Here is a 22,402-nt window from a genome sequence, read left to right as displayed (position 1 = left end):
GGGAGTGAAGTGGGGGGAATAATGCAAGGTTTTACTTCGCAGCAATTGGTTGGCCGGGACGAGGAAGTCGGGGCAGTCCTGGACAGCCTGCGCTCGGCCGAGCTGCGTGGTGCTTTGATCGTGGCTGAAGCAGGGCTGGGCAAGAGCGCACTGGCCAACGTCGTGGCTGCGAGGCTGGGCAGGGAAGTGCCTGTGCACCGGGTTCATGCCAGCTCGGCCTTGACCGGAATCCCTTTCGGGGCGCTGGCACCCCTGCTTCCGGTCCTATCGGCCCATGACACGGATTCGCCACTTGCCGTGATGCGGGCCCTGCTTGAACGCCTGCGGCCCGCAGACCGCGAAGGGCGGGTGCAGCCGCTGGTGGTGGTGGATGACGCCCACGCACTGGATGAGGCAAGTGCCGACCTCCTCTCACAGCTCATGGTCTCCGGCACCGTGCGTATGCTGCTGCTTACCCGGAGCATCACGGACATCCCGGCCGGGATACCCGCACTGGTCTGGAGCGGAGTGATTTCGCGGCACCACCTGCTGCCCCTCACCGACGTCCAGGTCCACGAACTGTGCAGCCAGGTCCTTGGCGGGCCGGTCCTCAGCACCACGAGTGCCGAGCTGGCCCGGAAAAGCGGTGGAAATCCGATGTTTGTCCTGGCTTTGATCGCCGAAACACAGCGGACCGGGAACCTGGTGTCCCGCCACGGCGTGTGGCTGCTGGGAGAAAACGTCCGCCCGCCCCAGGGCCGCCTCGGGGACCTTCTCAAGGCCCAGCTCTCCGGGCTTTCGAACGAAGAGCGTGAAGCCATGGAGATTATTGCGCTGGCGGAACCGGTGCCCGTCGGGGTGGCTTTCCAGTTGGGGCTGCACCGGTCCGTGGACTCCCTGACGGCCTCGAACCTGGTCAGCGTAGAACACGAAGGACCCCGGTTGCTGCGTCCCAGGCACCCGCTGTACGGGGAGCTGGTGAGGCACATGGTTCCTGCGGCGCGCAGCGCGCGTCTGCGGCAGCGAGTGCTTGAGGTCCTGCCGGAGCACACCGATTCCATGGACGGGCTGCTGCGCAGCGTTGCCTGGTCCCTGGACTGCGGCGCAAAGGTTCCCGACGACCAGCTGCTCCGGGCAGCCTTCATGGCCAATAATTTCTTCGACAGCAACTTTGCCCTGCGCGCGGCCCGGGAGATCCAGGATCCCCAGCTGCTGCCGGCCGCCAGTGTCCAGATAGCCCGGGCACACTACCAAAGCGGTAATCACGGAGCAGCCCGGGAGCTCGTCGCCGGCACGGTCCATGCTTGCTCGGACCTCACGACCGCCAAACTGGGAACCCTGCTGGAGGTGCAGCTAAGACAGCACGGGGAGCCCAACGCCGAGGAACTCCACGGCGCCCGCAGCGCCTGGGAGGCTGCCATCGACCGCATCGAAGCCAGCGCGGTCGCCGACGGCCGGGCAAACGCCGAAATGATGTCCGACGTCGCGTCCTCCCGGCGTGGCGCAGCGCTGCTTGGGGCGCTCATCGACGTTGCAGGGGGGAGTTACCGCACCACCGCCGCCCAGCTGGCGGACCTGCTGACGGAGGCGCGTGCAGCAGGCGACCTGGAAGCGGTATTGGTTGCCTCGGCCCTGCTCGGTGACATCCACACCTGTACCGGGCGGGCGGAAACGGCGGTCAACTTCACCCGTGAAGCACTGGGGATCGTGCTGCGAAACGACCACCGTTTCCTGGCCTACTACCAGTTTGTCCTGCACCGCCATCTCTCAGCCCTGCTCTGGGCCGGTTACTGGGAGGAAGCGCAGAACTCAGTGCACCAGGATCTTGTCGCCTCCTCGCGGAGCTTCATCCGGATCGGGGGCTCTGTGGACCTGTGCCTTGCCGTAATGGAGCTGCGCCGGGGCGACCTGCGTGCGGCCCTGCCCAAGCTTGCGGCGGCCATTGAGGGCCTGCGGGCACACGATCCTGAGGGAAGCCTTCCCCTGGCCCTTGCGATTGCCGCGCAGATCTCCGCACGGCAGGGCGATACCGGACGGGCAGACGAACTCCTGGCCGACGCCGGAGAGCTGACACCCCGCGGGACGCTGACGACGCGCGTCATCGCGGCAGGCAACCGCCTTGCCGCGGAATACGCCCGGACGAATGATCCCGCCTTTCTCGAGGATCTCCGCCAGGCGGCGGCGCAGGCCGAAGAGCAAGGACTCGTGGCGGCCGAATTCGAGCTGCGGGCGCTGAGCATGAATCTCGGCGATTCCACGAACATGAACCGCCTCCTGAAGTTGAGCGAAGACGTCCAAGGGCCACGCGGACGTGCCATGAGTGTCTTCTCCAGGGCTGTCCTGGACCAGGATGTTACAGCCCTGCTGCATATCGCCTCGGAGCCCGTCGACGCCGACAGTGAGGGGCTGCGGCCGCTGGCGCTCCAGGAAGCACTGAGGCTGGCAAAGACCAGTGGGGACCGCACCCAGGTGCAGAGGGTCCAGCGGACCATCGGCAAGGGAACCGGCACGACTGCCTCCCGCCGCAGTACCTCGGGACCGCCGGTCCTCACCCGTCGGGAGAAGGACGTTGCGGCCTTGGTCGTCAAGGGTTACCGCAACGCTGAAGTCGCGGAGCGGCTGTACTTGTCCGTCCGGACCGTCGAGGGACATATCTACCGGATCTTCGAGAAGCTGGGCATCAGCAAGCGTGACGAATTGACCGCCGAGCTGATGGGGGAGTAGCGCACCGATTGTCTCTACTCGGTACGGAAGGAATCCGTCCGGGTAGAAACCAGTGACGACCGGTATACGGTACTCATCCGACCCGTGACCCGCTGTTCGTAGGGTAATCCGCAGTATCAAGCTCAGCCCCCATGGCTGCGGACAGAACAGTTGGTCTCAAAAGTGCACCCATCACCCGCCCTTGCTTCGGCCCTGCCCGAAACCCCCCTGAACGTCGCAGTCATCGGGGCCGGCTACTGGGGGCCTAACCTGGCACGGAACTTCCACGGCAGCACGGACTGGCGCCTCACAGCCATCTGCGATCTCGACACCGAGCGGGCCGGGCGCCTGGCAGCCTCAGTGGGCGGAGTGCCGGTGCTTTCCTCGGTTGAGGAACTTCTCCAGGACCCGGAGCTCGACGCCGTGGCCATCGCCACGCCGGCCCGCACCCACCACCCGATCGCTGCCGCCGCACTCACCGCGGGCAAACATGTCCTGGTGGAGAAGCCCCTGGCGGATTCCCTGGTCCTCGGTGAACAGATGGTGCAGATGGCCCGGGACGCCGGACTGATCCTGATGGCGGATCATACATACTGCTATACCCCGGCCGTACTGAAAATCCGGGAACTCGTGGCTGCCGGTGAACTCGGCGAAATCCTCTTCATCGATTCGGTGCGCATCAATTTGGGCCTGATCCAGCCCGACGTCGATGTCTTCTGGGACCTTGCACCGCATGACCTCTCCATCCTGGACTTCATCCTCCCCGGCGGCCTGCAGCCGACTCGGGTCTCCGCGCACGGGTCCGATCCGGTGGGCGCCGGTACCGCCTGCGTGGGACACCTGGTCCTGGAACTCGAGACCGGCGCCATGGCCCACATCCATGTGAACTGGCTCAGCCCTACCAAGATCCGGCAGCTGGTCATCGGAGGCAGCCGCCGCACCCTGGTCTGGGACGACCTCAACCCCCAGCAGAGGCTGAGCATTTATGACCGCGGCGTAAACCTGAGCCGTGACACGGGAGAGGACGAACGTTCAGCGTCGATCGTCTCCTACCGGCTGGGCGACACCTGGTCGCCGGCCCTGCCCGAACACGAAGCACTGGCAGCGATGGTCACGGAATTCGCAGCCAGCATCCGGACCGGAAGGCCTTCCCTCACCAGCGGTGCAGCCGGCGTCCGCGTCCTATCGGTGCTCGAAGCCGCTACCCAGAGCCAGAAAGCCGGTACCCCCGTCCCGCTCCTCCCCACTCGCGAACTGGAATCCGCCTCATGACACAGTCCCCATCACTGCAGGGCGCGGCAGCGCTCGTTACCGGCGGTGCCGGAACCATTGGCTCCGCCATCGTTGACCAGCTCCTGGCGGCAGGCGCCGGAGAGGTGCGCGTTCTGGACAACCTGGTCCGCGGCCGCCGCGCCAACCTTGCCGATGCCCTGGAAGATCCGCGGGTCAGCCTCTATGAAGGAGACATCCGCAACCGTGACCTGGTCCACGACCTCACGGCCGGAGCGGATCTGGTTTTCCACCAGGCTGCCATCCGTATTACCCAGTGCGCCGAAGACCCCCGGCTGGCCCTTGAAGTGCTGGCCGATGGAACCTTCAACGTGCTCGAAGCAGCCGCTGCGCACAACGTGGGAAGGGTCGTGGCAGCCTCCAGCGCCTCCGTCTACGGGCTCGCCGAGCAGTTTCCCACCCCCGAGACCCATCACCTGCACAGCAACGACACGTTCTACGGGGCTGCCAAGGCGTTCAACGAAGGCATGCTGCGCAGTTTCCAGGCCATGTACGGACTTCGGTACACGGGGTTGCGGTACTTCAACGTCTACGGGCCGCGCATGGACGTCCACGGGGTCTATACCGAGGTCCTGGTGCGGTGGATGGAACGGATCGCAGACGGGAAGCCGCCCCTGATTTTCGGCAGCGGATCGCAGACGATGGACTTCGTCTACACCACCGACATCGCGCGTGCCAACGTGCTTGCCGCGCAGCAGAGCGTCCCCGGAGCGATCTACAACGTTGCCAGCGGAACGGAAACCAGTCTGCTGCAGCTGGCCCGGCAGCTGCTGGAGGTCATGCATTCGGACCTCGACGTCGAGTTCGGCCCTGAACGTGAGGTCAACGGGGTCAGCAGGCGGCTGGCTGACACAACGGCTGCGCAGGCCGAGCTCGGTTTCACAGCGGAAGTGCCCCTGGCCAAGGGCCTGGCTGAGCTTGTGGAGTGGTGGCTTCCGCTGCGCTCGGAGATCGCGGCCGGACGGGGGAGCGCAGGAGCATGACCAGAATCAACGTCATGAAACCGTGGCTCGGCCCGGAGGAAATCGCCGCGGTCAGCGAGGTCATTTCCTCCGGCTGGATCGCGCAGGGACCACGCACCGCACAGTTCGAGGCAGCGTTTGCGGCGCGGATGGAGGCGGGCTATGCAGTGGCTGCGTCCAGCTGCACGGCGGCGCTCCACCTGGCCCTGGTGTCGGCGGACATTGGACCCGGAGCCGACGTCGTCGTGCCCTCCTTTTCATTCATCGCCACGGCCAACGCACCCACCTACGTGGGCGCCCGGCCGGTGTTTGCCGATGTGGACCCGGTGACCGGGAACCTGACGGCGGAAACAGTCGGGGCTGCGCTTACCCCGGCAACACGTGCGGTCATCGCGGTTGACCAGGGCGGTATGCCGGTAGACCTTGTCCCGCTGCGGGCACTGTGCGATCCGCTGGGCATCACGGTCCTGGAAGACGCTGCCTGCGCCGCCGGAACCCGTTACGCCGGTGCACCGGCCGGGGCGGGAGCCGAAATCGCCGCCTGGTCATTCCACCCGCGGAAAATACTCACTACCGGCGAGGGCGGCATGGTCACCACCTCGCGCCCTGAATGGGCGGCTCGCGCCCGGGCCCTTCGCGAACATGCGATGAGCCTCTCCGCTGCCGAACGCAGCGCCAGCATCCTGGCACCCGCCGAGTCCTACACGGAAGTTGGTTACAACTACCGCATGACGGACCTTCAGGCGGCGTTGGGGCTGGTCCAGCTGGACCGGCTCGACGAAGTGGTGAGAAGGCGACGCGAACTGGCTGCCGGTTATGCCAAGGCATTCGCTGAAATCGAGGGACTGCGAGCGGTCACCGATCCGCCGTGGGGAGAGTCGAACTTCCAGTCGTACTGGATCGAGGTCCTGCCGGAGTTCGGCACGGACCGCAACGGGGTGCTCCAAGCCCTGGCAGCAGAGGGCATCTCGGCCCGCCGCGGCATCATGGCCTCCCACCTGGAACCGGCTTACCGGGAGCGCGATACCGGCACCGCTTCCCTTGAAGTCACCGAACGGCTTAGCGCCAACACCTTGATCCTGCCGCTGTTCCACGAGATGACAGAGTCAGAGCAGGCACGGGTCATCGAGACCGTCGCAGGCATTGGCCGGCAGCCATGAACATGCCGGCGCTGCTGATCCTGGCCGCAGGAGGACTGGCCCGTGAAGTCCTGGCCTCGCTCCGGCTGACCGGAGATTACCGGGTCTACGGGTTCCTGGATGACAATCAGGCCCTGCACGGAACCCTGGTCGAAGGGGTACCGGTACTGGGCGGAATCGACGACGCCGTCAACTATCCGCGCTGCCGGTTCCTCATCGGCGCAGGCTCCGGGGCGGCCCGGAGGCAGATCGCCGAGGCACTGGACCGCGCCGGAATCGGAGAGGAACGGTTCGCCACCTTCGTGGACCCCGCGGTGCACCTTCCCGAGAGCTGCACTGTGGGAACGGGCAGCATCCTGCTGGCCGGAACGGTCCTGACAGCCAGTGTGTCCGTGGGCAGGCACGTTGCGGTGATGCCGAACTGCACGCTCACGCACGATGACGTCATCGAGGACTACGCGACCCTGACTGCGGGAATCTGTCTGGGAGGCAGCGTTCGAGTCGGCACCGGCGCCTACGTCGGAATGGGCGCAACCGTCCGGCAGGGTGTGCACATCGGAGCCGGTGCCGTGGTCGGCATGGGTGCTGTGGTGCTGCAAGACCTCCCCGCGGGGCAAACCTGGGCCGGGGTTCCGGCCAGGAAACTGCAACCTCCGGTGAACACCCTTTCCCCAGTGATGGCCGGCTTGCCCGACGACGACAGGACTCATCCGGAATGAAAACCACCCCTGACCTGCGGGTACCGCTTGTGGACCTGGCCGCCCAGCACGCAGAAGTCGACGAGGAAATCCAGGCCGGCCTGAAGGACGTCTTCGCCCGGACCGCTTTCATCGGCGGCACCTACGTCGCCGAATTCGAAGAATCGTACGCACAGTGGCTGGGAAGCCGGCATTGCATCGGCGTCGGGAACGGCACCGACGCCCTGGAACTGGCCCTGCGGGCCTGCGGCGTGGAACCCGGCGCGGAAGTCATCCTGCCGGCCAACACGTTCATTGCCACCGCCGAAGCCGTGTCCCGCACGGGCGGCCGCCCGGTGCTGGCCGACGTGGACCCGCAGCACCTTTTGATCGATCCGCAGAGCGTGCAGCAGGCGGCAGGTCCAAACACCCAGGCACTGATGCCCGTGCACCTGTTCGGCCAGACAGCCCCGGTTGAGCAGCTCGAAGCAACGGCCCGCCGCTTCGGCTCGGTCATCATTGAAGACGCCGCCCAAGCCCAAGGCGCCGAACGGTTTGGCCGCCGTGCCGGTACCCTCGGGGACGCCGCCGGGACCAGCTTCTATCCGGGCAAGAACCTGGGTGCAGCAGGTGACGCCGGAGCGGTCCTGACCTCCAGCACTGACATTGCCGGACGGGTCCGTCTCCTGGCAGACCACGGCAGCACGGTGAAGTACCTGCATGAGGTCCCCGGAATGAACTCCCGCCTGGATGCCGTGCAGGCGGTAGTCCTCAGTGCCAAGCTGGCCAGGCTCGAAGCCTGGAATGAACGCCGCCGGGAGGCTGCTTCCTACTATGCCGAACTGCTTTCCGGGATAGCTGGACTGGTTCTCCCGTCCACTGCCGAAGGCAACACGGATGTCTGGCATATTTATGCGGTCCGGGTGCCCGCGGCCGAGCGGAACCGGGTGCTGGAAGCCCTCACCGGTGCCGGCATCGCTGCCGCCATCCACTACCCGGTGCCTGTCCACCTGACCGCCGCGTACGCGCACCTCGGTTACGGTCCCGGCGACTTCCCGGTCAGCGAAGACGCCGCTGCACGGTTGATCTCGCTGCCCATCTACCCGCACCTGGAACGGGGCCAGCAGGAGTACGTGGCTGCCACCCTTGCGGAGACGCTGCGGTGACAGACCCGGCCGCTTCCTCAGGTCTCCAGCACATCGGGGCGCGGGCTGCCCGCGGTGCACTGTGGAGCGGGGCGAATGCGCTCATGATGAAGCTGGCCGGGATCGCCGTAATGGTGGTCGTGGTTCGGCTGGTGACGCCCCATGACTTCGGGGTCTTCGCCGCGGCGCTGGTGGTGCATGCCATCGTTTCCAGTTTCGGGGAACTGGGTCTCTCCTCCTGCATCGCCCGCCGCGATCTGGACCCGGAAAGGGTAGCTTCCACGGTGGCCCTGCTGGCCCTGGCCAGTTCCTTGCTGCTGGCAGGGGGCATGGCACTGGCCGCAGACCCGCTCGCCGCGCTGCTCGGTGCTCCGGAAGCCGCCGGACCCATCCGGGTCCTGGCGATCGCCGTCGTCCTGGGCGGAGTCTTCACGGTTCCCGGAGCCTTGCTGGTCCGTGAGTTCCGCCAGGGCAAGGTCTTCCTCGCTTCGGCCGTGGCGTTTGTGCCAACCAACCTGGTGCTGATACTGCTGGCGCTGAACGGCGACGGCGCCATGGCCTTCGCCTGGTCGCGCGTGGTCAGCCAGCTGGTCAGCGGCCTCGTCATGGCGCTCAGTGTGGACCGTACCTACTGGCCCCGCCTGCGCCGGGCCGAGGCAGGCCCGGTGCTGCGCTTCGGGCTGCCGCTGGCCGGAGCCAACCTGCTGGGCTACAGCCTGCTGAACGCCGACTACGCCATTATCGGGGCGTTCCTGGGACCAGTGGAGCTGGGCATCTACACGCTTGCGTTCACGGTGGCGTCCTGGTCCACGTCCGTCATGCAGTCCACCATCAACTCCGTGGCGATGCCTGCCTTTTCCGCGATGAGGGCCGGGTCAGCCGAGCTGCACGGTTTCCTGGCGAAGACCTCCCGGCTGGTAGCGCTGATAGCGTTCCCGATTACCGCGCTGACCATCGCCCTGGCCGGGGAGCTGGTGGCTGTCCTGTACGGGCAGCCCTGGGTTGCTGCCGCACCGGTACTGCAGGTCCTGGCGCTCTACGGCGGGATCTTCGCGGTGTCCCTGCTTCTCTCCAACCTGCTGGTGGGGCAGGGACGTGCCGGCTCCGTGTTCGGCGTCCAAGCCGTGTGGCTGATCGTCCTGATCCCTGCCGTAGGACTGAGCCTCGGACCCTTCGGACTGCCCGGTGCCGCGTGGGTCCACGTCGGCGTCATCGCGCTCGCCGTCATCCCCCTTTACCTGCGCGCTGTCCGCGGCACGGTTCCCGGGGCAGCCCGGCTCCTGGGCCGGGCTGCGGCCGCTCCCGCGGCAGCAGCCGCGGCCGCGGCCCTGGTCTCGCTGGGCGGAGCCGCGGCCGGGAACAGCGACCTGTCCCGGCTGCTGCTGGGCGGGTTCTCCGGCTGCGCGGCTTACGTGCTGCTCAGCGCACCAATGCTCCGCCGAAGCCTGCCCGCCATGACCCGCGGCCGGACAGGCAGCCTGCTGGCCGCCTACGACCGAATCGAACTCCCGCTGCTGGCACGGTTGCGGCGACACAAGGAGACCGTATGACCAGCACCTTCCAGGACCGGCCGCGGCTGCTCTTTTTCCGCTGGGCCAAGCCGGGACTTCCTGCGTTCCTGAACCGGCACCTGGACGAACATGTCCAGATTCTGCAGCACTTTTTCGAGGTCAAGGTCATTGACCGCGACTGCGACTACGCCGCCGAGTGTGATTCCTTCCAGCCGGCCCTGAGCATTTTCGAATCCGGTGTCTATGCCGGGGAGCGGAACATCAGGAACACCGGCAGCCGCCCGGACATCCCGAAGCTGGGTTTCCTGCATTCAGATGCCTACGATCTTGCCCGCGCTGTCTTTCTCTCGGACATGGACCGCTGGGGAGTGGAGGAGTTCTTCACCACCTCGGTAGCCATGGCCGAGTACACGCCCGAGATCGCGGACCGGCTCTTTGTCTGGCCAAACGCCGTCGACCCCGCCACCTTCCGGCGCTACCCCGTTGAGAAGAACATTCCGGTTCTCTTTACCGGCAGCCAGGAGCGGCACTATCCGTGGCGCAACGCCGTCGGGCGGGTGCTTTCCCGCAGCTTTGCCACCATGACCATGCCTCACTACGGATGGGGGAAGGGCGGCGGCCGGACGGTGCACGGCGAGCAGTACGCGCGGCTTCTCAGCGCCAGCGTCTTCGTGCCGGCGTGCGGAAGCATGTCCCGCGACCTGGTGCGCAAGCACTTGGAAATCCCGGCCGCGGGTTCCTGCCTGGTGGCGGAGGACACCCCCGCGCTCGCCGCATTTGGATTCGTGGACATGGAAAACTGTGTCCTCGGCGAGCCTGCGGAGATCCCGGACAAGCTCGATGCCCTGCTGGCGGATCCGGAACGGCTGGAAGCGGTGGTTGCTGCCGGCCATGACCTGGTGCACTCCAGGCATACCCAGGCCCATCGGAGCCAGATCAGGGAATGGCTCGACCTGCAGGAACAGCGCGGTGCCGGGGAACAGATTGTGCAGGCCGGGCCGGCAGGAAATCTTTTCCTGGCACCGGCCGGCGGCCGGCACCCGGACCCCTTCCGCGCAGGCGGGCGGGACCGCAGCCTGCTGGCCGGAGGATGGGAACGGCTGAAGTGCCGGGACGCGGACGGTGCCCGGCAGGAGTTCCTCAAATGCCTGAATTACTACTTCATTCCGGAAGCCGTCCTCGGGCTGGCGTTCTGCGAACTGTCAACCGGCAACGCGCAGGCTGCCAGGGACTGGACCACCCAGGCACTCGTGGACACGTTCACGGACCGGTCCGCCCCTGATCCGGACCCGGTCCTGTGGGCGACCCACATCCGCGCGCTGCTGTGCGCCGGGGAACGGGACCAGGCTGCGGCTGCCGCGCTGCGCTTCCCGGGCTTGAGGCACCGCGAACTGGACCGCATCCGGCGGAGCCTGGAGCTGGGGACGGCTGAAGGCCCGGCCCGTGCCTCGATCTGTCCTCTTCCATTCCGTTCGGACGAAGACTGGCTCCGCGAACTGAACGATCACCTCCAGGCCTGCGGCCAGCTCCCGCACACGGCCCGCAGCTCCGCCGGGGCATCATCGGCAGCCCGGGGTGACGGAGGCCTGCCGCCGGCAGCCCACGTCCGGCGCGATGTACGCCGCGCCCGGGAGCGGGCAAGCCGCCGGATCCGCTGGTGGCTGCGCACCGGAGCCGCCAAGCAGATCCGGCTGGGGCTTTCGCCGCTGAAGCAGAAGCTGCTGACCGACGATTTTTCCAGGACCATCACGGACGTGGTGAGGCGTGAGGGGCTCGACGGTGCTGTCCTCTACGGTGAACCGGGCCGGGACCGCGGACTGCGGGCACTCCACCGTGGACTCAGCCTGAATCCCTCACTGCCGCGGGTGACCACGATTCCGGGAAGCGGCGGTGAACCGACGGCTGCCCACGGGGCCCGGGTACTTGCCTACGTGGCGGACCCGGCGGCGGCTGCGGGAGCCGAGGAGTACCTCAGCGGCTGCGCTTTGGTCATTATCCGAGCCACAACCACCGCAGCCGGATACCAGCTGCTGGACGAATTGAGCGCGGGAAGCGGCCTGGTCCTCCTTGCCCACGATCCGCTCCGGGGCGACGTACTGCTGGGCAGTACGGGCCGCAGGAGAGCCGGGAACCCCCCGCGGGGCGGCCGGCTGGCTCCGCAGGCGGAAAGGAGCCTTTCATGAGTGCCACAGGTCCTCTGGTCTGGATAGCGGGAACGCCGTGGAATGAGATCGCCGGTACCGAGAAGCAGCTGGCGAACGCCCTGGCCGAGTACCGGGACGTCACGTGGGTGGATCCGCCGGCGCCGGTGTTCGGCGGGCGGGCCAGGGGACTGCTGCCTTTCACGGAGAGGGCGGCACACCGGATCACCCGGATCATCGTGCCGGTTCCTCCGGGTGCATCACGGCCGGTGGTCAAACCTGTGGCGGAAAAACTGCTGCAGCGTGCCCTGAAGTCCCGGCTGCGGGCAGGAAGGACACCCGCAGCCGTCATTGTTGCCGGACCCCTCGCACGGTTTCCCAGCGGCATACCCGGTGTGAAGGTTTTCTTCGTGACAGATGACTGGGTGGCGGGAGCCCCACTGATGGGGTTCTCCGCCGCCCGTATCGACCGCTGCATGCGCCGGAACCTCAGCGATGCGGACCTGATAGCGGCTGTCACCCCGGACCTGGCAGAACGGTTGCAGCAGCTGCAGCCCGGGGTGCCGGTTCTCCACCTGCCCAACGGGTGCGTGCCGCTTGCAGCTCCGCCGGACGGCCGCCGCCGCAAAGCAGCGGTGCTGCTGGGCCAGCTCAATGAGCGTCTGGACTTCTCCATCCTGGAGGCGCTGGCCAGCGCTGGGATCGAGCTGAAGGTCATTGGTCCGCGCACCGAACGCGACCCGGCGGTCAGCGCCAGGCTGGACACGATCCTGGCTGGGGACAACGTGAACTGGGAACCCGAGATCCCGGCTGCAGCTGTCCCGGACCGGCTCAGCACGGCTTCGGCCGGCATCACTCCCTATGCCGATACGCCCTTCAACCGTGCCAGTTTCCCGCTGAAGACCCTCGACTACCTCTCGGCGGGCCTGCCGGTGGTTGCCACAGACCTGCCGGCCGCCCGCTGGTTGAACACCGGGCATGTCCTCACTGAGGGCACCACCGAAGGATTCGTAGCCGCCGTGACGAGAGTCCTTGAAGAAGCACCCGCCCGGGACCAGATTGCCGAACGGCAGGACGTGGCCCGGGCGCATTCCTGGGATGCGCGTGCGCGGCAGCTCCTGGCTGCAGTCGATGCTCCGGCACCGGTGTGGGACGGCGACCACTTCCTGATCACCAGGTTCAACCTCCCCACTCCCGGCCCCGAATCCCTGGTCCGCGCCCGCGATGGGTGGCTCCGGGAACGGGCGGAGCTCTTCGAACGCTATTGCCTGCCCTCAGTGGCAGCGCAAACACAGACAGCATTCCGCTGGGTGATCTACTTCGATCCGGAAAGCCCGGGCTGGCTCAAGGACCGGATTCGGGAATGGTCAGCTGGCGGGGCGTTTACCCCCGTCTTCCGGGCCTCGGTCGAAAACGGTCAGTTGCTTGCGGACCTCCGGTCGCTCGCTGCCGGGCCGGCTGCAGAAGTGATGACGACCAACCTGGACAACGACGACGGCCTGGCGGCAGATTTCGTGGAGCGCCTGCAGCAGGCAGCAGCCCAGGCGCGCGGTGGCCGGAGCGCCCTGTACCTGCCGCGCGGACTGATCCTCAGCGGCCGGCGCCTATTCGCCCGGACCGACCGGACGAACGCCTTCTGCTCCGTGGTGGAACCATGGGCCGACGCCGTCACCTGCTGGAGTGACTGGCACACGATGCTCGGGCGCACGATGCCGGTGCGGGAAGTCCAGGGGCCTCCGGGCTGGCTTCAGGTGGTTCACGGCGGAAACGTCAGCAACCGGATTCATGGGGTTCGGGTCGCGCCGGACAACTACCGGGGACTGTTCCCGGGGCTGCTCAGCGGCGCGGAACGACCTTCGGCCGCCGAGCGCAGGTATGAACTGCTGCTGGGAACTCCACGCCGCGCGGTACGTTCCGGGCTGCGGACCGCGGCCAGGAACGTCCTGCTGAAGCTGGCAGGCAAAGACGGAATCGACCGGGTCAAGGAACACATCGGTGCCTTGAAGGCCGCGGCGGCGAGGGGAAGAGCATGACGATGCCACAAAGCCTGCGGGTGCTCGCCCGCCGCTGGTACCTGGTCCTCTTCGGGCTGGCAGTCACAGGAGCGATGTGCGCGGCAGCGAATTACCTGGTGCCGCCGTCCTACGACGCTCGCGGCAGCATGGTGCTCATGCCGCCGACGGCCAACGTGGGCGAGGACGGAAACCCGTACCTGCTGCTGGGAGGGATGAGTGAGGCGCTCGACGTCCTGGTCCGGCAAGCCAACTCGCCCAGCGTGCGTGACCGTGTGCTGGACGACTTCGGGTCCGCGACCTACACCGTGGAAGCTGACCGGACCACGAGCGGATCCATCGTCGTGGTCCAGAGCACAGCGGACACGGAGGCCGAATCCCTGGAGCTGCTGGAGGAAGCAATGCAGACGCTGCCGGCCACGCTGGAGCACATGCAGGATGAATTGGCCGTCTCCCAGGAACAGCGGATCGACATGATGTCCGTGGTTGTCGACACCGAAGCGACGCTCAACATCAAGCAGACGCTGCAGGTAGTTGGTGTGGCCGGGCTCATCGGTCTTTCAGGGACCTTTATGGTCACGGCCCTGCTGGACGGGCTTTTGCTGCAACGGCGTGAACGCCGGGCATCGGCCGCCGCAGTTCGGAACGGGTCCGGGCGGGAAACACCGGCGCGCAGCGGCAAACGTCCGGGGACCGTGTTGCAGCCTGCTCCAAAGAAAGATGTCCCGGTTCGGTGACCGCATCCCGCCTCATCGAGATCCTGCTCCGCCGCTGGTACGTCCTGCTCGCCGGGATCCTGTGCAGCGTCCTGGCGTTCTGGATCTTGAGCCAGTCACAAACCGTGTATGCCGCCCAATCCGACCTGGTGTTCCTGGCACCCGGGCTGCCAGGGGAGAGCCGCCACCTCACGGAAACCGAATCACAGACCCTCATCGATTTCACCGCGATCGTCGAACGCAAGGTCCTGGCCGGAAGCCCGTCCGCCAAGCTCGCTTCGCCGACCGCCTCACTGTTCGGCACCGGCATCCGTGAAGGCACATCGATCAACATCCTGGACACCGGCGGGCAGTGGGTGTCCTCCTTCAGCCGGCCGGTCTTGTCCGTGCAGGTCGCGGGCCCTTCCCTGGAACAGGTCAGCGAAGGCATGGAAGAAGTGCTTGCCGAGGTTCGTGCCGTCAGCAGGGATCTCCAGATCGAGGCGGGCGCCGACCCTGCATCCCTCATCACCGTTGAACGGGCCCCGGAAGAACTGATCATCACCTCCTTCGGGGCCACGCGCCTGGGGCAGGCAAAAGCACTGGTTGCCCTCGGCATCAACGGGTTCGCGCTCTCCTGCGTCGCCGCGGTGGCAGTCGATGCTGCCGCCGCACGCCGGGGAAGGCGGTAGCCATGTCAGGAATAGGCACCCGGCCGGCTCACGCCGGCGCTGCAGGCAACCGGGCAGGCACCATCGGCGACGCCGTTTCCTTCCTGACCGTGTACCTCATCCTCAGCGTTGCGCTGCCCTCCTACTTGTCCATTACCGCCCTGGGCTCCCTGGGTCGGCCGTCGACCCTGTGGGGGCTTCTCGCCCTGTTCTGGTGGGCTTTTGAACAGCTTCGGCGAACCACGCCCGTTCCCCATGGGTCAAAGGCTGTCCGCTGGGCGCTGCTGCTCTTCCTGGGGGCGGTGCTCATGAGCTACGCAGTCTCCAACCTGCAGGGAATCCCGTCCAGTGAATCCACCCCGGCAGACACGGGAATGCTCCGGGTCGCCGGGTGGGTGGGGGTCGCGCTGCTGGCAAATGACGGGATCGCCTCCTGGGAGCGTTGGCTGGTCCTGGTCCGGCGGCTGGTACTGATTGGCGGCCTGACAGCGGTCCTTGGACTGGGCCAGTTCCTGACCGGACAGAGCCTTCTCGAATGGATGTCCCTTCCCGGTTTCAGCGCGGACAGCGCCTATGGATCAGTAAGCAGCCGCGGAGAGTTTGTCCGTCCTTCCGGCACTGCGTCGCAGCCGCTGGAATACGCCGTCGTGCTGTCCATGGTGCTGCCCCTGGCGCTCACGCTGGCACTTACCGAGCGGCAACGCTCCCTCGCAGCACGCTGGTGGCCGGTCCTCGCTCTGGCCTTGGCATCGATCACCTCCGGTTCGCGCTCAGCCTTTATCGGCACGGCAGTGGGACTCATGGTCCTGGTCCCGACGTGGTCTGCCGCCGTGCGGCTGCGGGCACTGATCGCCATGGCGGTGTTGATGGGGATTGTCTATGTAGCGGTGCCGGGCATCGCCGGAACCGTGCGCGGCATGTTCCAGTCCCTCGGGAACGACTCGAGTTCGCTCTCCAGGACAGACAGCTACGACATTGCCGTGGACATCGCGTCCCGCAACCTCTATTTCGGGCGCGGCTTCGGAACGTTCCTGCCGCACTACCGGATTTTCGACAACGGTTATTTGACCGCGCTGGTGGAAATCGGCCTGATCGGGGTGTCCCTGCTGATCATGGTCCTGCTTATGACGGTGTGGGGTTCGCTCCGGGCCGCCCGCATGGCTCCGGCTGGAAGTCCTGCCCGCGCGGTGGGAGTTGCCCTGGCTGCCTCGATGCTGGCCGGAGGCGTCCTGTTCGCGTTCTTTGACGGCCTGAACTTTTCCATGTCCGCCGCCCTGCTCTTCCTTATGACGGGCGTGGCCGGGGGCTACCGCGGATTGAACAGTTACCGCGGAGTGAGCAGGGCCCAGGCAAACGGCAAAAGTCCCACTCAGGAGGATCCATGACAGTCCGGCAAAACAGCGGAACGGGAGCGCCGCCCGGTCCTGTCCGGGGGGAAGAAGCCACCCCCGGAGAGCGCGCTGCGAAACGGCGTGGCGGCGCAACCATGGGCCCCGGAGCGATGGGACTGGTCCTGGCGGCTGTCCTGACTGGATGCACCCCGGAAGCGGCTGCACCGGCGCAGGAGCCGGATGCGTCCGCGGACCTTTTCCTTCCCCGGATCCCCTGGGAGGGAGGATCAGAGTACTGGTCACAGTTCCCCAACGCCGACGCGGCGGGATGGTCCGATCCCGCATTCTTCCCGATCGTGTCGTGGCACAACGGGATCAGCAGCAATGAGGAAGTGCAGTATGACAAGTCCCTGGGACTGAACACGTATATCGGGCTGTCAGAGGACACCAGCTTCGATCTGTTCGAAGCCAATGATGTGTTCTGGATCGGTGACAGCCTCAACGAATCGTTCAATCCGGAAAGCCCCCATTGGGTGGGGACTTTCCTTGATGACGAGGTAGACGGCCGGTTCAGCCCTGAGCAGGGCCTGCGTCAGCTGGAGGCACGGGCGGAAACGGCTCCTGCGGGGATGTTCACGATGGCGAACTTCACCCAGATGGTCATTAGCCAGGACATGGCGGCGCGCGACGCGGAGAACCTGGTCAACGGGCCCACCGACGTCGTCTCGATGGACATGTACTGGTACACGGTCCCGCACTGTTCGCTGGAGCCGTACCGCAGTCCGTACCTGGTGGAAATCACCCAGCCGGCGTGCCGTACGGCGTCGAGCTACGGGAGGTCAGTAGAGGCGCTGCGGATGCGCGACGCTGCGGACGGTTCGCTGCAGCGGTTGTGGCATTTCGTCGAGAACCTTAACGGCGGGCCCGCTGAGGGAACGTACTCCGGATACGCCCAGCCTGGTCAGATCCAGGGCGCAGTCATGAGCGCCGTGATCAATGAGGCCCGGGGCATCCTGTATTTCAACCAGAGTTTCTCCGGCGAATGCGAAACGTCAAACGTGTTCCGGTCCTCGCAGGTGATCCCCGATTTCTGCGGACAGCCCCAGGTTGATGCCGTGCGGGAGGTCAATAACGTCATCCATGAACTGGCTCCGGTCATCAACACCCAGTCTTACGAGTACTCCTTCGGCGCGGGTCTGGACACCATGCTCAAGACCGACGGCACCCATGCCTATGTGTTCGCGATGCTGGACGGGGGAAGCGAACCGGGCGAACGGACTTTCAAGCTGCCGGAGGGGGCAGCCGCCGGAGACGTTGAAGTCCTGTTCGAAGACCGGGTCCTGGCTGCGGGAGGCGACGGCAGCTTCAGCGACAGCTTTGACCACGAGTACACCTTCCACATTTACCGTGTTCCGCTCGCCGGCCAAGGGTGAGACTACCCATGTCCGGCCGCCTTCTCCGCACCAATGCGGGGAATGAGCCAGTACTCCCTACTGCTTTGCTTCCGGCCGGAGACTCCTACCTTGGGGTCTTCCGGAACGGAAGAATCTGAAGGATCCAGATCACAATGCAAAACGAAACAACTCCGCGTGCCCCAGAGCGCCGGAGCGCCCCTGCCCTGACCGCACTGCTGCTGGCGGCCCTGCTGGCGGCCTCGCAGCTGGTGCTCCTGGCGCCGCTTCCGGCGGCCGCGGCCGAGAACTGCGCGGCGGCCGACAATCCGGTGGTCTGTGAGAACGCCAAACCGGGAGCGGACCCGGACGAGTGGGACATTGAGAAAGCCGGAGATCCCACCATCCAGGGATTCTCAACGGACATCAGCGTCAACGCCGGCGAAAGCCTCGATTTCAAGGTGAACACCGATGCCTCGGCCTACACCATCGATATCTACCGCACCGGCTGGTACCAGGGGCTGGGTGCCCGAAAGATAGCCTCGGTGACGCCGTCGGCGAAGCTCCCGCAGCACCAGCCCGAGTGCCTGCGGGACGTCAGTACCGAACTGGTTGACTGCGGCACCTGGAGCCGTTCCGCTACCTGGGATGTTCCGGCCGGCGCGGTTTCCGGGGTCTACGTTGCCTTGCTGAAGCGCCAGGACACCGGGGGCGCCAGCCACATCACCTTCATTGTCCGCAACGACGCTTCCAGGTCCGACGTCGTTTTCCAGACCTCAGATCCCACGTGGCAGGCGTACAACACCTACGGCGGTTCCAACTTCTACCAGGGAGCCGCGAACGGCCGGGCCTACAAGCTGAGCTACAACAGGCCAGTCACCACCCGGGGGGACAACGACGGGCGCGATTTCTACTTCAGCGCCGAGTACCCGCTGGCGCGTTTCCTGGAAAAGAACGGCTACGACGTCACGTATATAGCGGGCATAGACACCGACCGCCACGGCGAATCGTTGAAGAACCACAGTGTTTTCCTCTCCGTGGGCCATGACGAATACTGGTCCGGCGCCCAGCGCGCCAATGTGGAGGCGGCCCGGGACGCGGGGGTGAACCTGCAGTTCCTTTCCGGAAACGAGGTGTACTGGCGTACCCGCTATGAACCGTCAACAACTGACGGAACCGCATACCGCACGATGGTCAGCTACAAGGAAACCTGGGCCAATACCAAGATCGATCCGGAGCCGGAATGGACAGGAACCTGGCGCGACCCCCGCCTGGCCCCGCAGTCGCGGGGCGGCGGCGTTCCGGAGAACGCGCTGACGGGTACCGCCTACGTGGCGAACTTCTCGGACCTTCCCATCACAGTCAGCGCCGATGAAGGCAAATACCGGCTATGGCGGCACACCGAGCTTGCCTCCCAGAGCCCCGGCAGCCGCACCGAACTGGCAGCCCACACCATCGGCTACGAATCGAACGAGGACCTGGACAACGGTTTCCGGCCGCCGGGGCTGGCCCGGCTCTCCACGACCACCGGCCCCACACCGCAGTATCTCCGGGACTACGGAAATACGGTGTCCGAAGGGACAACCACACACCACGTGACCCAGTACCGGGCGTCGAGCGGTGCGCTGGTCTTTTCCGCGGGCAGCATCCAGTGGACCTGGGGGCTGGATCGGGAACATGACGGCTGGGGAGCTGCAGCGGACCGGCGGATGCAGCAGGCCCAGGTCAACCTCCTGGCGGACATGGGCGCGCAGCCGGATACCCTCGATTCCCAGCTCACCAGGACAGCTGCGAGTACTGACACAACGCCGCCCACGGCTGTCGTCACGTCGCCTGCCCCCGGGACATCCGCGGCCAATGGCACGGAGGTCACGGTCACGGGGACGGCCGCTGATACCGGCGGCGGTCGGGTAGCCGGAGTGGAAATCTCCACGGACGACGGCGAAACCTGGTCCGCGGCTCAGGGCACCACCAACTGGAGCTATACCTACGTCCAGCAGGGCATGGATACCCAGGCCATACGTGCCCGGGCCATCGACGACAGCGGCAATTTCGATGCTGCAGGAGTCTCGGTTCCCGTGGCTGCGACGGGTCCGTTCACGGTCTTCGGAACCACGGAACCGGAAATACCGGACAGCGGCGACGGATCCCCCGTGGAAGTGGGGATGCGCTTCTCGCCCTCCGTGAGCGGGTACGTCAGCGCTGTGCGGTTCTACAAGTCCGCGGCCAACACAGGCACCCATACCGGGACACTCTGGGACGCATCGGGCGGCGCATTGGCGACCGTAACCTTCACGGGGGAGAGTGCCTCCGGCTGGCAACAGGCTGCCTTCCCCACGCCCGTGGCAGTCACCGCCGGCGCCGGTTACGTCATTTCCTACAGTGCTCCTGCCGGGCACTACGCCATGGCTCCGGATTACTGGTCCAGCCGGGGCAAAACCGCCGCACCGCTGCTGGTCGCCGGCGGTTTCGGTGCATCGCCGGCAGGCGTGTACAACACCACTCCGGGACGGTTCCCGGCCGACAGCTACCGCAACACCGCGTACTTCGTCGACGCGGTTTTTGACACCAGCAGCAACGCCCCGCTGTCCGCCTCTTCCCAGACACCGGCCGACGGCGCGGCCGGAGTTCCGGCGGACACCCGCATCTCTGCTGTGCTGTCCAAGGAAGTGGTTCGCGAAAGTGTGGGCATTGTGCTGCGGGATGCCGCAGGAACACCGGTTGCGGGCAGCACCCGCTACTCGGCGGCGAGCCGCACGGCGGAGTTTGTACCGCAGGCTGCACTGGGCGAGGGTGTCCGCTATACCGCGGAGCTCAGCGCCGTGGACGGTGACGGCAACCCCCTGCTCTCCGGGGGAACATGGTCCTTTACCACCGCCAAGACCGTCGCCGAGGGTGAATGCCCCTGCAGCCTTTTCACTGAGGACTCCATTCCGGCCCTGCCCCAGCTTTCCGACGGAATCCCGCTGAGCCTTGGTGTCGCCTTCCGCCCGGAAACCTCCGGGACCGTCACCGGAGTCCGCTTCTACAAGGGGCCGGGAAACACCGGCGTGCACACGGGCCGGTTGTTCGGCCCCGGCGGAGCTGAACTCGGCGCTGTGACCTTCAGCGGCGAATCCGCCTCCGGCTGGCAGACGGCATACTTTGCCGTTCCGGTGCCCGTTCAGTCCGGACAGGAGTACGTTGCCGCTTACAGCTCGCCCAACGGCGCGTACTCGGCCAACCTCGGCCAGTTCGCGGGCAGCTACACGTTCGGACCGCTCACCGTTCCGGCTGACGGTGGACGGTACGTCTACGGCGGAACCTACCCGGAACGTAAATCCACGTCCGGCTATCTGGTGGACGTTGTTTTTGAACGGGGCGGTCCGGTGCTTGGGGTCTCCTCAAGGGCTCCGGCAGCCGGAGCAACAGACGTACCGGCGGATACAACCGTGTCCGGAGTGTTCTCCTCCGCTGTTGCGGCCGGTTCCGCGGCGTTCAGCGTGCGCGGCCCGAACGGAGCGCAAGTGGCCGGACAGACCGTGTACGACGCCGGAACCCGCACGGCCGTTTTCCGTCCCGCCGCACCGCTGGCAGGTTCCACTACCTACACGGTGGACCTGACGGCAGTTTCCGCCGAGGGACTGGCCGGGGACAGCAGCGGCACCTGGTCCTTCACCACGGCACAGGCCACACCGGAGGCAGAGTGCTGCAGTCTGTTCCCGCCGGACACCGTCCCGCTTATCTCGCAGGTGGCCGACGGGCGGGCGGTGGTTTTGGGTACGGCGTTCCACTCCGCGGTTGACGGAACGGTCCAGGGGATACGTTTCTACAAGGGTCCGGGTAACGCAGGCACCCACGCAGGACGGCTGTTCGCTGACGACGGCACGGTCCTGGCATCGGCAACCTTCACCGCCGAAACGGGGAGCGGCTGGCAAAGCGTGACGTTCAGCTCCCCGGTGCCTATCCGGGCGGGCAGGCAGTACGTGGCCGCGTACACCTCACCCACCGGCACGTACTCGGTCACGCCCGGCCAGTTTGCGTCGGCCTACGAGTACGGGCCGCTGAGCGTGGACGCTTCCGGCGGACGCTTCAGCTACTCCGGCGGCTACCCCGGAAGTTCCTCTGCCGCCAGCTACCTGGTCGACGTGATGTTCACGCCGGGGGATGTGCCGCCCGAACCGGAACTCCCGGACAACGGCTGCCCCTGCAGCCTTTACGCACCAGCCGATGTTCCACTGATTGACCGGGTGCTGGACGGCACGCCGGTCACGGTGGGGACAGCGTTCTCCGTATCCGTTCCGGGTGAGGCCAGCGCTGTACGGTTCTACCGCGGGGAGGGCAACACCGGGCCGCGCACCGGATACCTCTTCGATTCCAGCGGCACGGAGCTGGGCCGGGTATCCTTCCCGGACGGGCCCGTGGGATGGCAGTCCGCTGCCCTTTCCGCGCCCGTCCAGCTGGTTCCGGGTACGCAGTACACAGTGGCCTACACCGCCCCGGCAGGGGTCTATTCGGCTACACCCGGTGGCTTGGCCAATGGCCGGGACCGCAGTCCGCTGCTCGTCCCGGCCAACGGGGGGCGCTATTCCTACACCGGAGCCTTCCCGGACACGTCCTCGGGAGCGGCCTATCTGGTAGACGTCGTCTTCGGCACCCTGCCCAGCCCATCGGGCTAAGCGGGGAGGCGGCCCCGGGCGGCGGCCCCTGGCGGGGACCCGCGGCCGGACAGGGACTCAACGGAAGGACAAGTCAGCGGGCGGGCAAGTCAGCGGG

At 66.4% G+C, this 22,402-nt stretch carries 14 protein-coding genes; all 14 read left to right on the top strand.

Annotated elements, in window-relative coordinates:
- The first annotated feature begins 21 nt into the window (after window positions 1-21).
- The 14 genes from TVB01_RS11435 (at window position 22) to TVB01_RS11370 (ending at window position 22,305) form a co-directional block, all read left to right on the top strand.
- On the top strand, window positions 22-2,703 hold the full coding sequence (locus TVB01_RS11435; RefSeq protein WP_422456032.1) for a LuxR C-terminal-related transcriptional regulator: 2,682 nt from the start codon (window positions 22-24) through the stop codon (window positions 2,701-2,703).
- A gap of 162 nt (window positions 2,704-2,865) precedes the next feature.
- Window positions 2,866-3,954: a Gfo/Idh/MocA family protein gene (locus TVB01_RS11430; RefSeq protein ID WP_422456031.1), complete on the top strand. Its 1,089-nt coding sequence runs from the start codon at window positions 2,866-2,868 to the stop codon at window positions 3,952-3,954.
- Window positions 3,951-4,955, top strand: a complete 1,005-nt coding sequence (locus tag TVB01_RS11425) for an NAD-dependent epimerase/dehydratase family protein (protein ID WP_422456030.1) — start codon at window positions 3,951-3,953, stop codon at window positions 4,953-4,955. Before TVB01_RS11430 ends, TVB01_RS11425 begins: the two co-directional genes overlap by 4 nt.
- The gene (locus TVB01_RS11420) at window positions 4,952-6,094 is read left to right on the top strand and encodes a DegT/DnrJ/EryC1/StrS family aminotransferase (protein WP_422456028.1); all 1,143 of its coding nucleotides are present in this window, start codon (window positions 4,952-4,954) and stop codon (window positions 6,092-6,094) included. Before TVB01_RS11425 ends, TVB01_RS11420 begins: the two co-directional genes overlap by 4 nt.
- A complete protein-coding gene (locus tag TVB01_RS11415; RefSeq protein ID WP_422456027.1) occupies window positions 6,091-6,792 on the top strand; it encodes an acetyltransferase in 702 nt (233 codons plus the stop codon). Before TVB01_RS11420 ends, TVB01_RS11415 begins: the two co-directional genes overlap by 4 nt.
- The gene (locus tag TVB01_RS11410) at window positions 6,789-7,916 is read left to right on the top strand and encodes a DegT/DnrJ/EryC1/StrS family aminotransferase (protein WP_422456026.1); all 1,128 of its coding nucleotides are present in this window, start codon (window positions 6,789-6,791) and stop codon (window positions 7,914-7,916) included. Before TVB01_RS11415 ends, TVB01_RS11410 begins: the two co-directional genes overlap by 4 nt.
- Window positions 7,913-9,445, top strand: coding sequence for an oligosaccharide flippase family protein (locus TVB01_RS11405; protein WP_422456025.1), 1,533 nt, complete (start codon window positions 7,913-7,915; stop codon window positions 9,443-9,445). The genes TVB01_RS11410 and TVB01_RS11405 overlap by 4 nt, the downstream gene beginning before the upstream one ends.
- Window positions 9,442-11,589 (top strand): glycosyltransferase family protein, encoded by a 2,148-nt coding sequence (locus TVB01_RS11400; protein ID WP_422456024.1) that lies wholly within the window; start codon window positions 9,442-9,444, stop codon window positions 11,587-11,589. The genes TVB01_RS11405 and TVB01_RS11400 overlap by 4 nt, the downstream gene beginning before the upstream one ends.
- On the top strand, window positions 11,586-13,580 hold the full coding sequence (locus TVB01_RS11395; RefSeq protein ID WP_422456023.1) for a glycosyltransferase: 1,995 nt from the start codon (window positions 11,586-11,588) through the stop codon (window positions 13,578-13,580). Before TVB01_RS11400 ends, TVB01_RS11395 begins: the two co-directional genes overlap by 4 nt.
- Window positions 13,577-14,296 (top strand): hypothetical protein, encoded by a 720-nt coding sequence (locus tag TVB01_RS11390; RefSeq protein WP_422456022.1) that lies wholly within the window; start codon window positions 13,577-13,579, stop codon window positions 14,294-14,296. The genes TVB01_RS11395 and TVB01_RS11390 overlap by 4 nt, the downstream gene beginning before the upstream one ends.
- Window positions 14,293-14,946, top strand: a complete 654-nt coding sequence (locus tag TVB01_RS11385; RefSeq protein ID WP_422456021.1) for a hypothetical protein — start codon at window positions 14,293-14,295, stop codon at window positions 14,944-14,946. Before TVB01_RS11390 ends, TVB01_RS11385 begins: the two co-directional genes overlap by 4 nt.
- A gap of 2 nt (window positions 14,947-14,948) precedes the next feature.
- Window positions 14,949-16,310: an O-antigen ligase family protein gene (locus TVB01_RS11380; protein WP_422456020.1), complete on the top strand. Its 1,362-nt coding sequence runs from the start codon at window positions 14,949-14,951 to the stop codon at window positions 16,308-16,310.
- The gene (locus TVB01_RS11375; RefSeq protein ID WP_422456019.1) at window positions 16,307-17,689 is read left to right on the top strand and encodes a hypothetical protein; all 1,383 of its coding nucleotides are present in this window, start codon (window positions 16,307-16,309) and stop codon (window positions 17,687-17,689) included. The genes TVB01_RS11380 and TVB01_RS11375 overlap by 4 nt, the downstream gene beginning before the upstream one ends.
- Before the next feature lie 134 nt (window positions 17,690-17,823).
- Window positions 17,824-22,305, top strand: a complete 4,482-nt coding sequence (locus TVB01_RS11370; protein ID WP_422456018.1) for a DUF4082 domain-containing protein — start codon at window positions 17,824-17,826, stop codon at window positions 22,303-22,305.
- Window positions 22,306-22,402 lie beyond the last annotated feature (97 nt).

The organism is Arthrobacter sp. 7Tela_A1 (assembly GCF_049311065.1).
In the GTDB taxonomy this organism is placed as follows: domain Bacteria; phylum Actinomycetota; class Actinomycetes; order Actinomycetales; family Micrococcaceae; genus Arthrobacter_B.
The sequence above is the reverse complement of the archived record's forward strand: the minus strand, read 5'-3'. Positions and strand labels throughout refer to the sequence as shown.

Excerpts from the sequence above, each read along its gene's own strand:
- TVB01_RS11435 (WP_422456032.1), top strand. The coding sequence starts at position 22 with ATGCAAGGTTTTACTTCGCAGCAATTGGTTGGCCGGGACGAGGAAGTC.
- TVB01_RS11425 (WP_422456030.1), top strand. The coding sequence starts at position 3,951 with ATGACACAGTCCCCATCACTGCAGGGCGCGGCAGCGCTCGTTACCGGC.
- TVB01_RS11420 (WP_422456028.1), top strand. The coding sequence starts at position 4,952 with ATGACCAGAATCAACGTCATGAAACCGTGGCTCGGCCCGGAGGAAATC.
- TVB01_RS11415 (WP_422456027.1), top strand. The coding sequence starts at position 6,091 with ATGAACATGCCGGCGCTGCTGATCCTGGCCGCAGGAGGACTGGCCCGT.
- TVB01_RS11410 (WP_422456026.1), top strand. The coding sequence starts at position 6,789 with ATGAAAACCACCCCTGACCTGCGGGTACCGCTTGTGGACCTGGCCGCC.
- TVB01_RS11400 (WP_422456024.1), top strand. The coding sequence starts at position 9,442 with ATGACCAGCACCTTCCAGGACCGGCCGCGGCTGCTCTTTTTCCGCTGG.
- TVB01_RS11395 (WP_422456023.1), top strand. The coding sequence starts at position 11,586 with ATGAGTGCCACAGGTCCTCTGGTCTGGATAGCGGGAACGCCGTGGAAT.
- TVB01_RS11390 (WP_422456022.1), top strand. The coding sequence starts at position 13,577 with ATGACGATGCCACAAAGCCTGCGGGTGCTCGCCCGCCGCTGGTACCTG.
- TVB01_RS11380 (WP_422456020.1), top strand. The coding sequence starts at position 14,949 with ATGTCAGGAATAGGCACCCGGCCGGCTCACGCCGGCGCTGCAGGCAAC.
- TVB01_RS11375 (WP_422456019.1), top strand. The coding sequence starts at position 16,307 with ATGACAGTCCGGCAAAACAGCGGAACGGGAGCGCCGCCCGGTCCTGTC.
- TVB01_RS11370 (WP_422456018.1), top strand. The coding sequence starts at position 17,824 with ATGCAAAACGAAACAACTCCGCGTGCCCCAGAGCGCCGGAGCGCCCCT.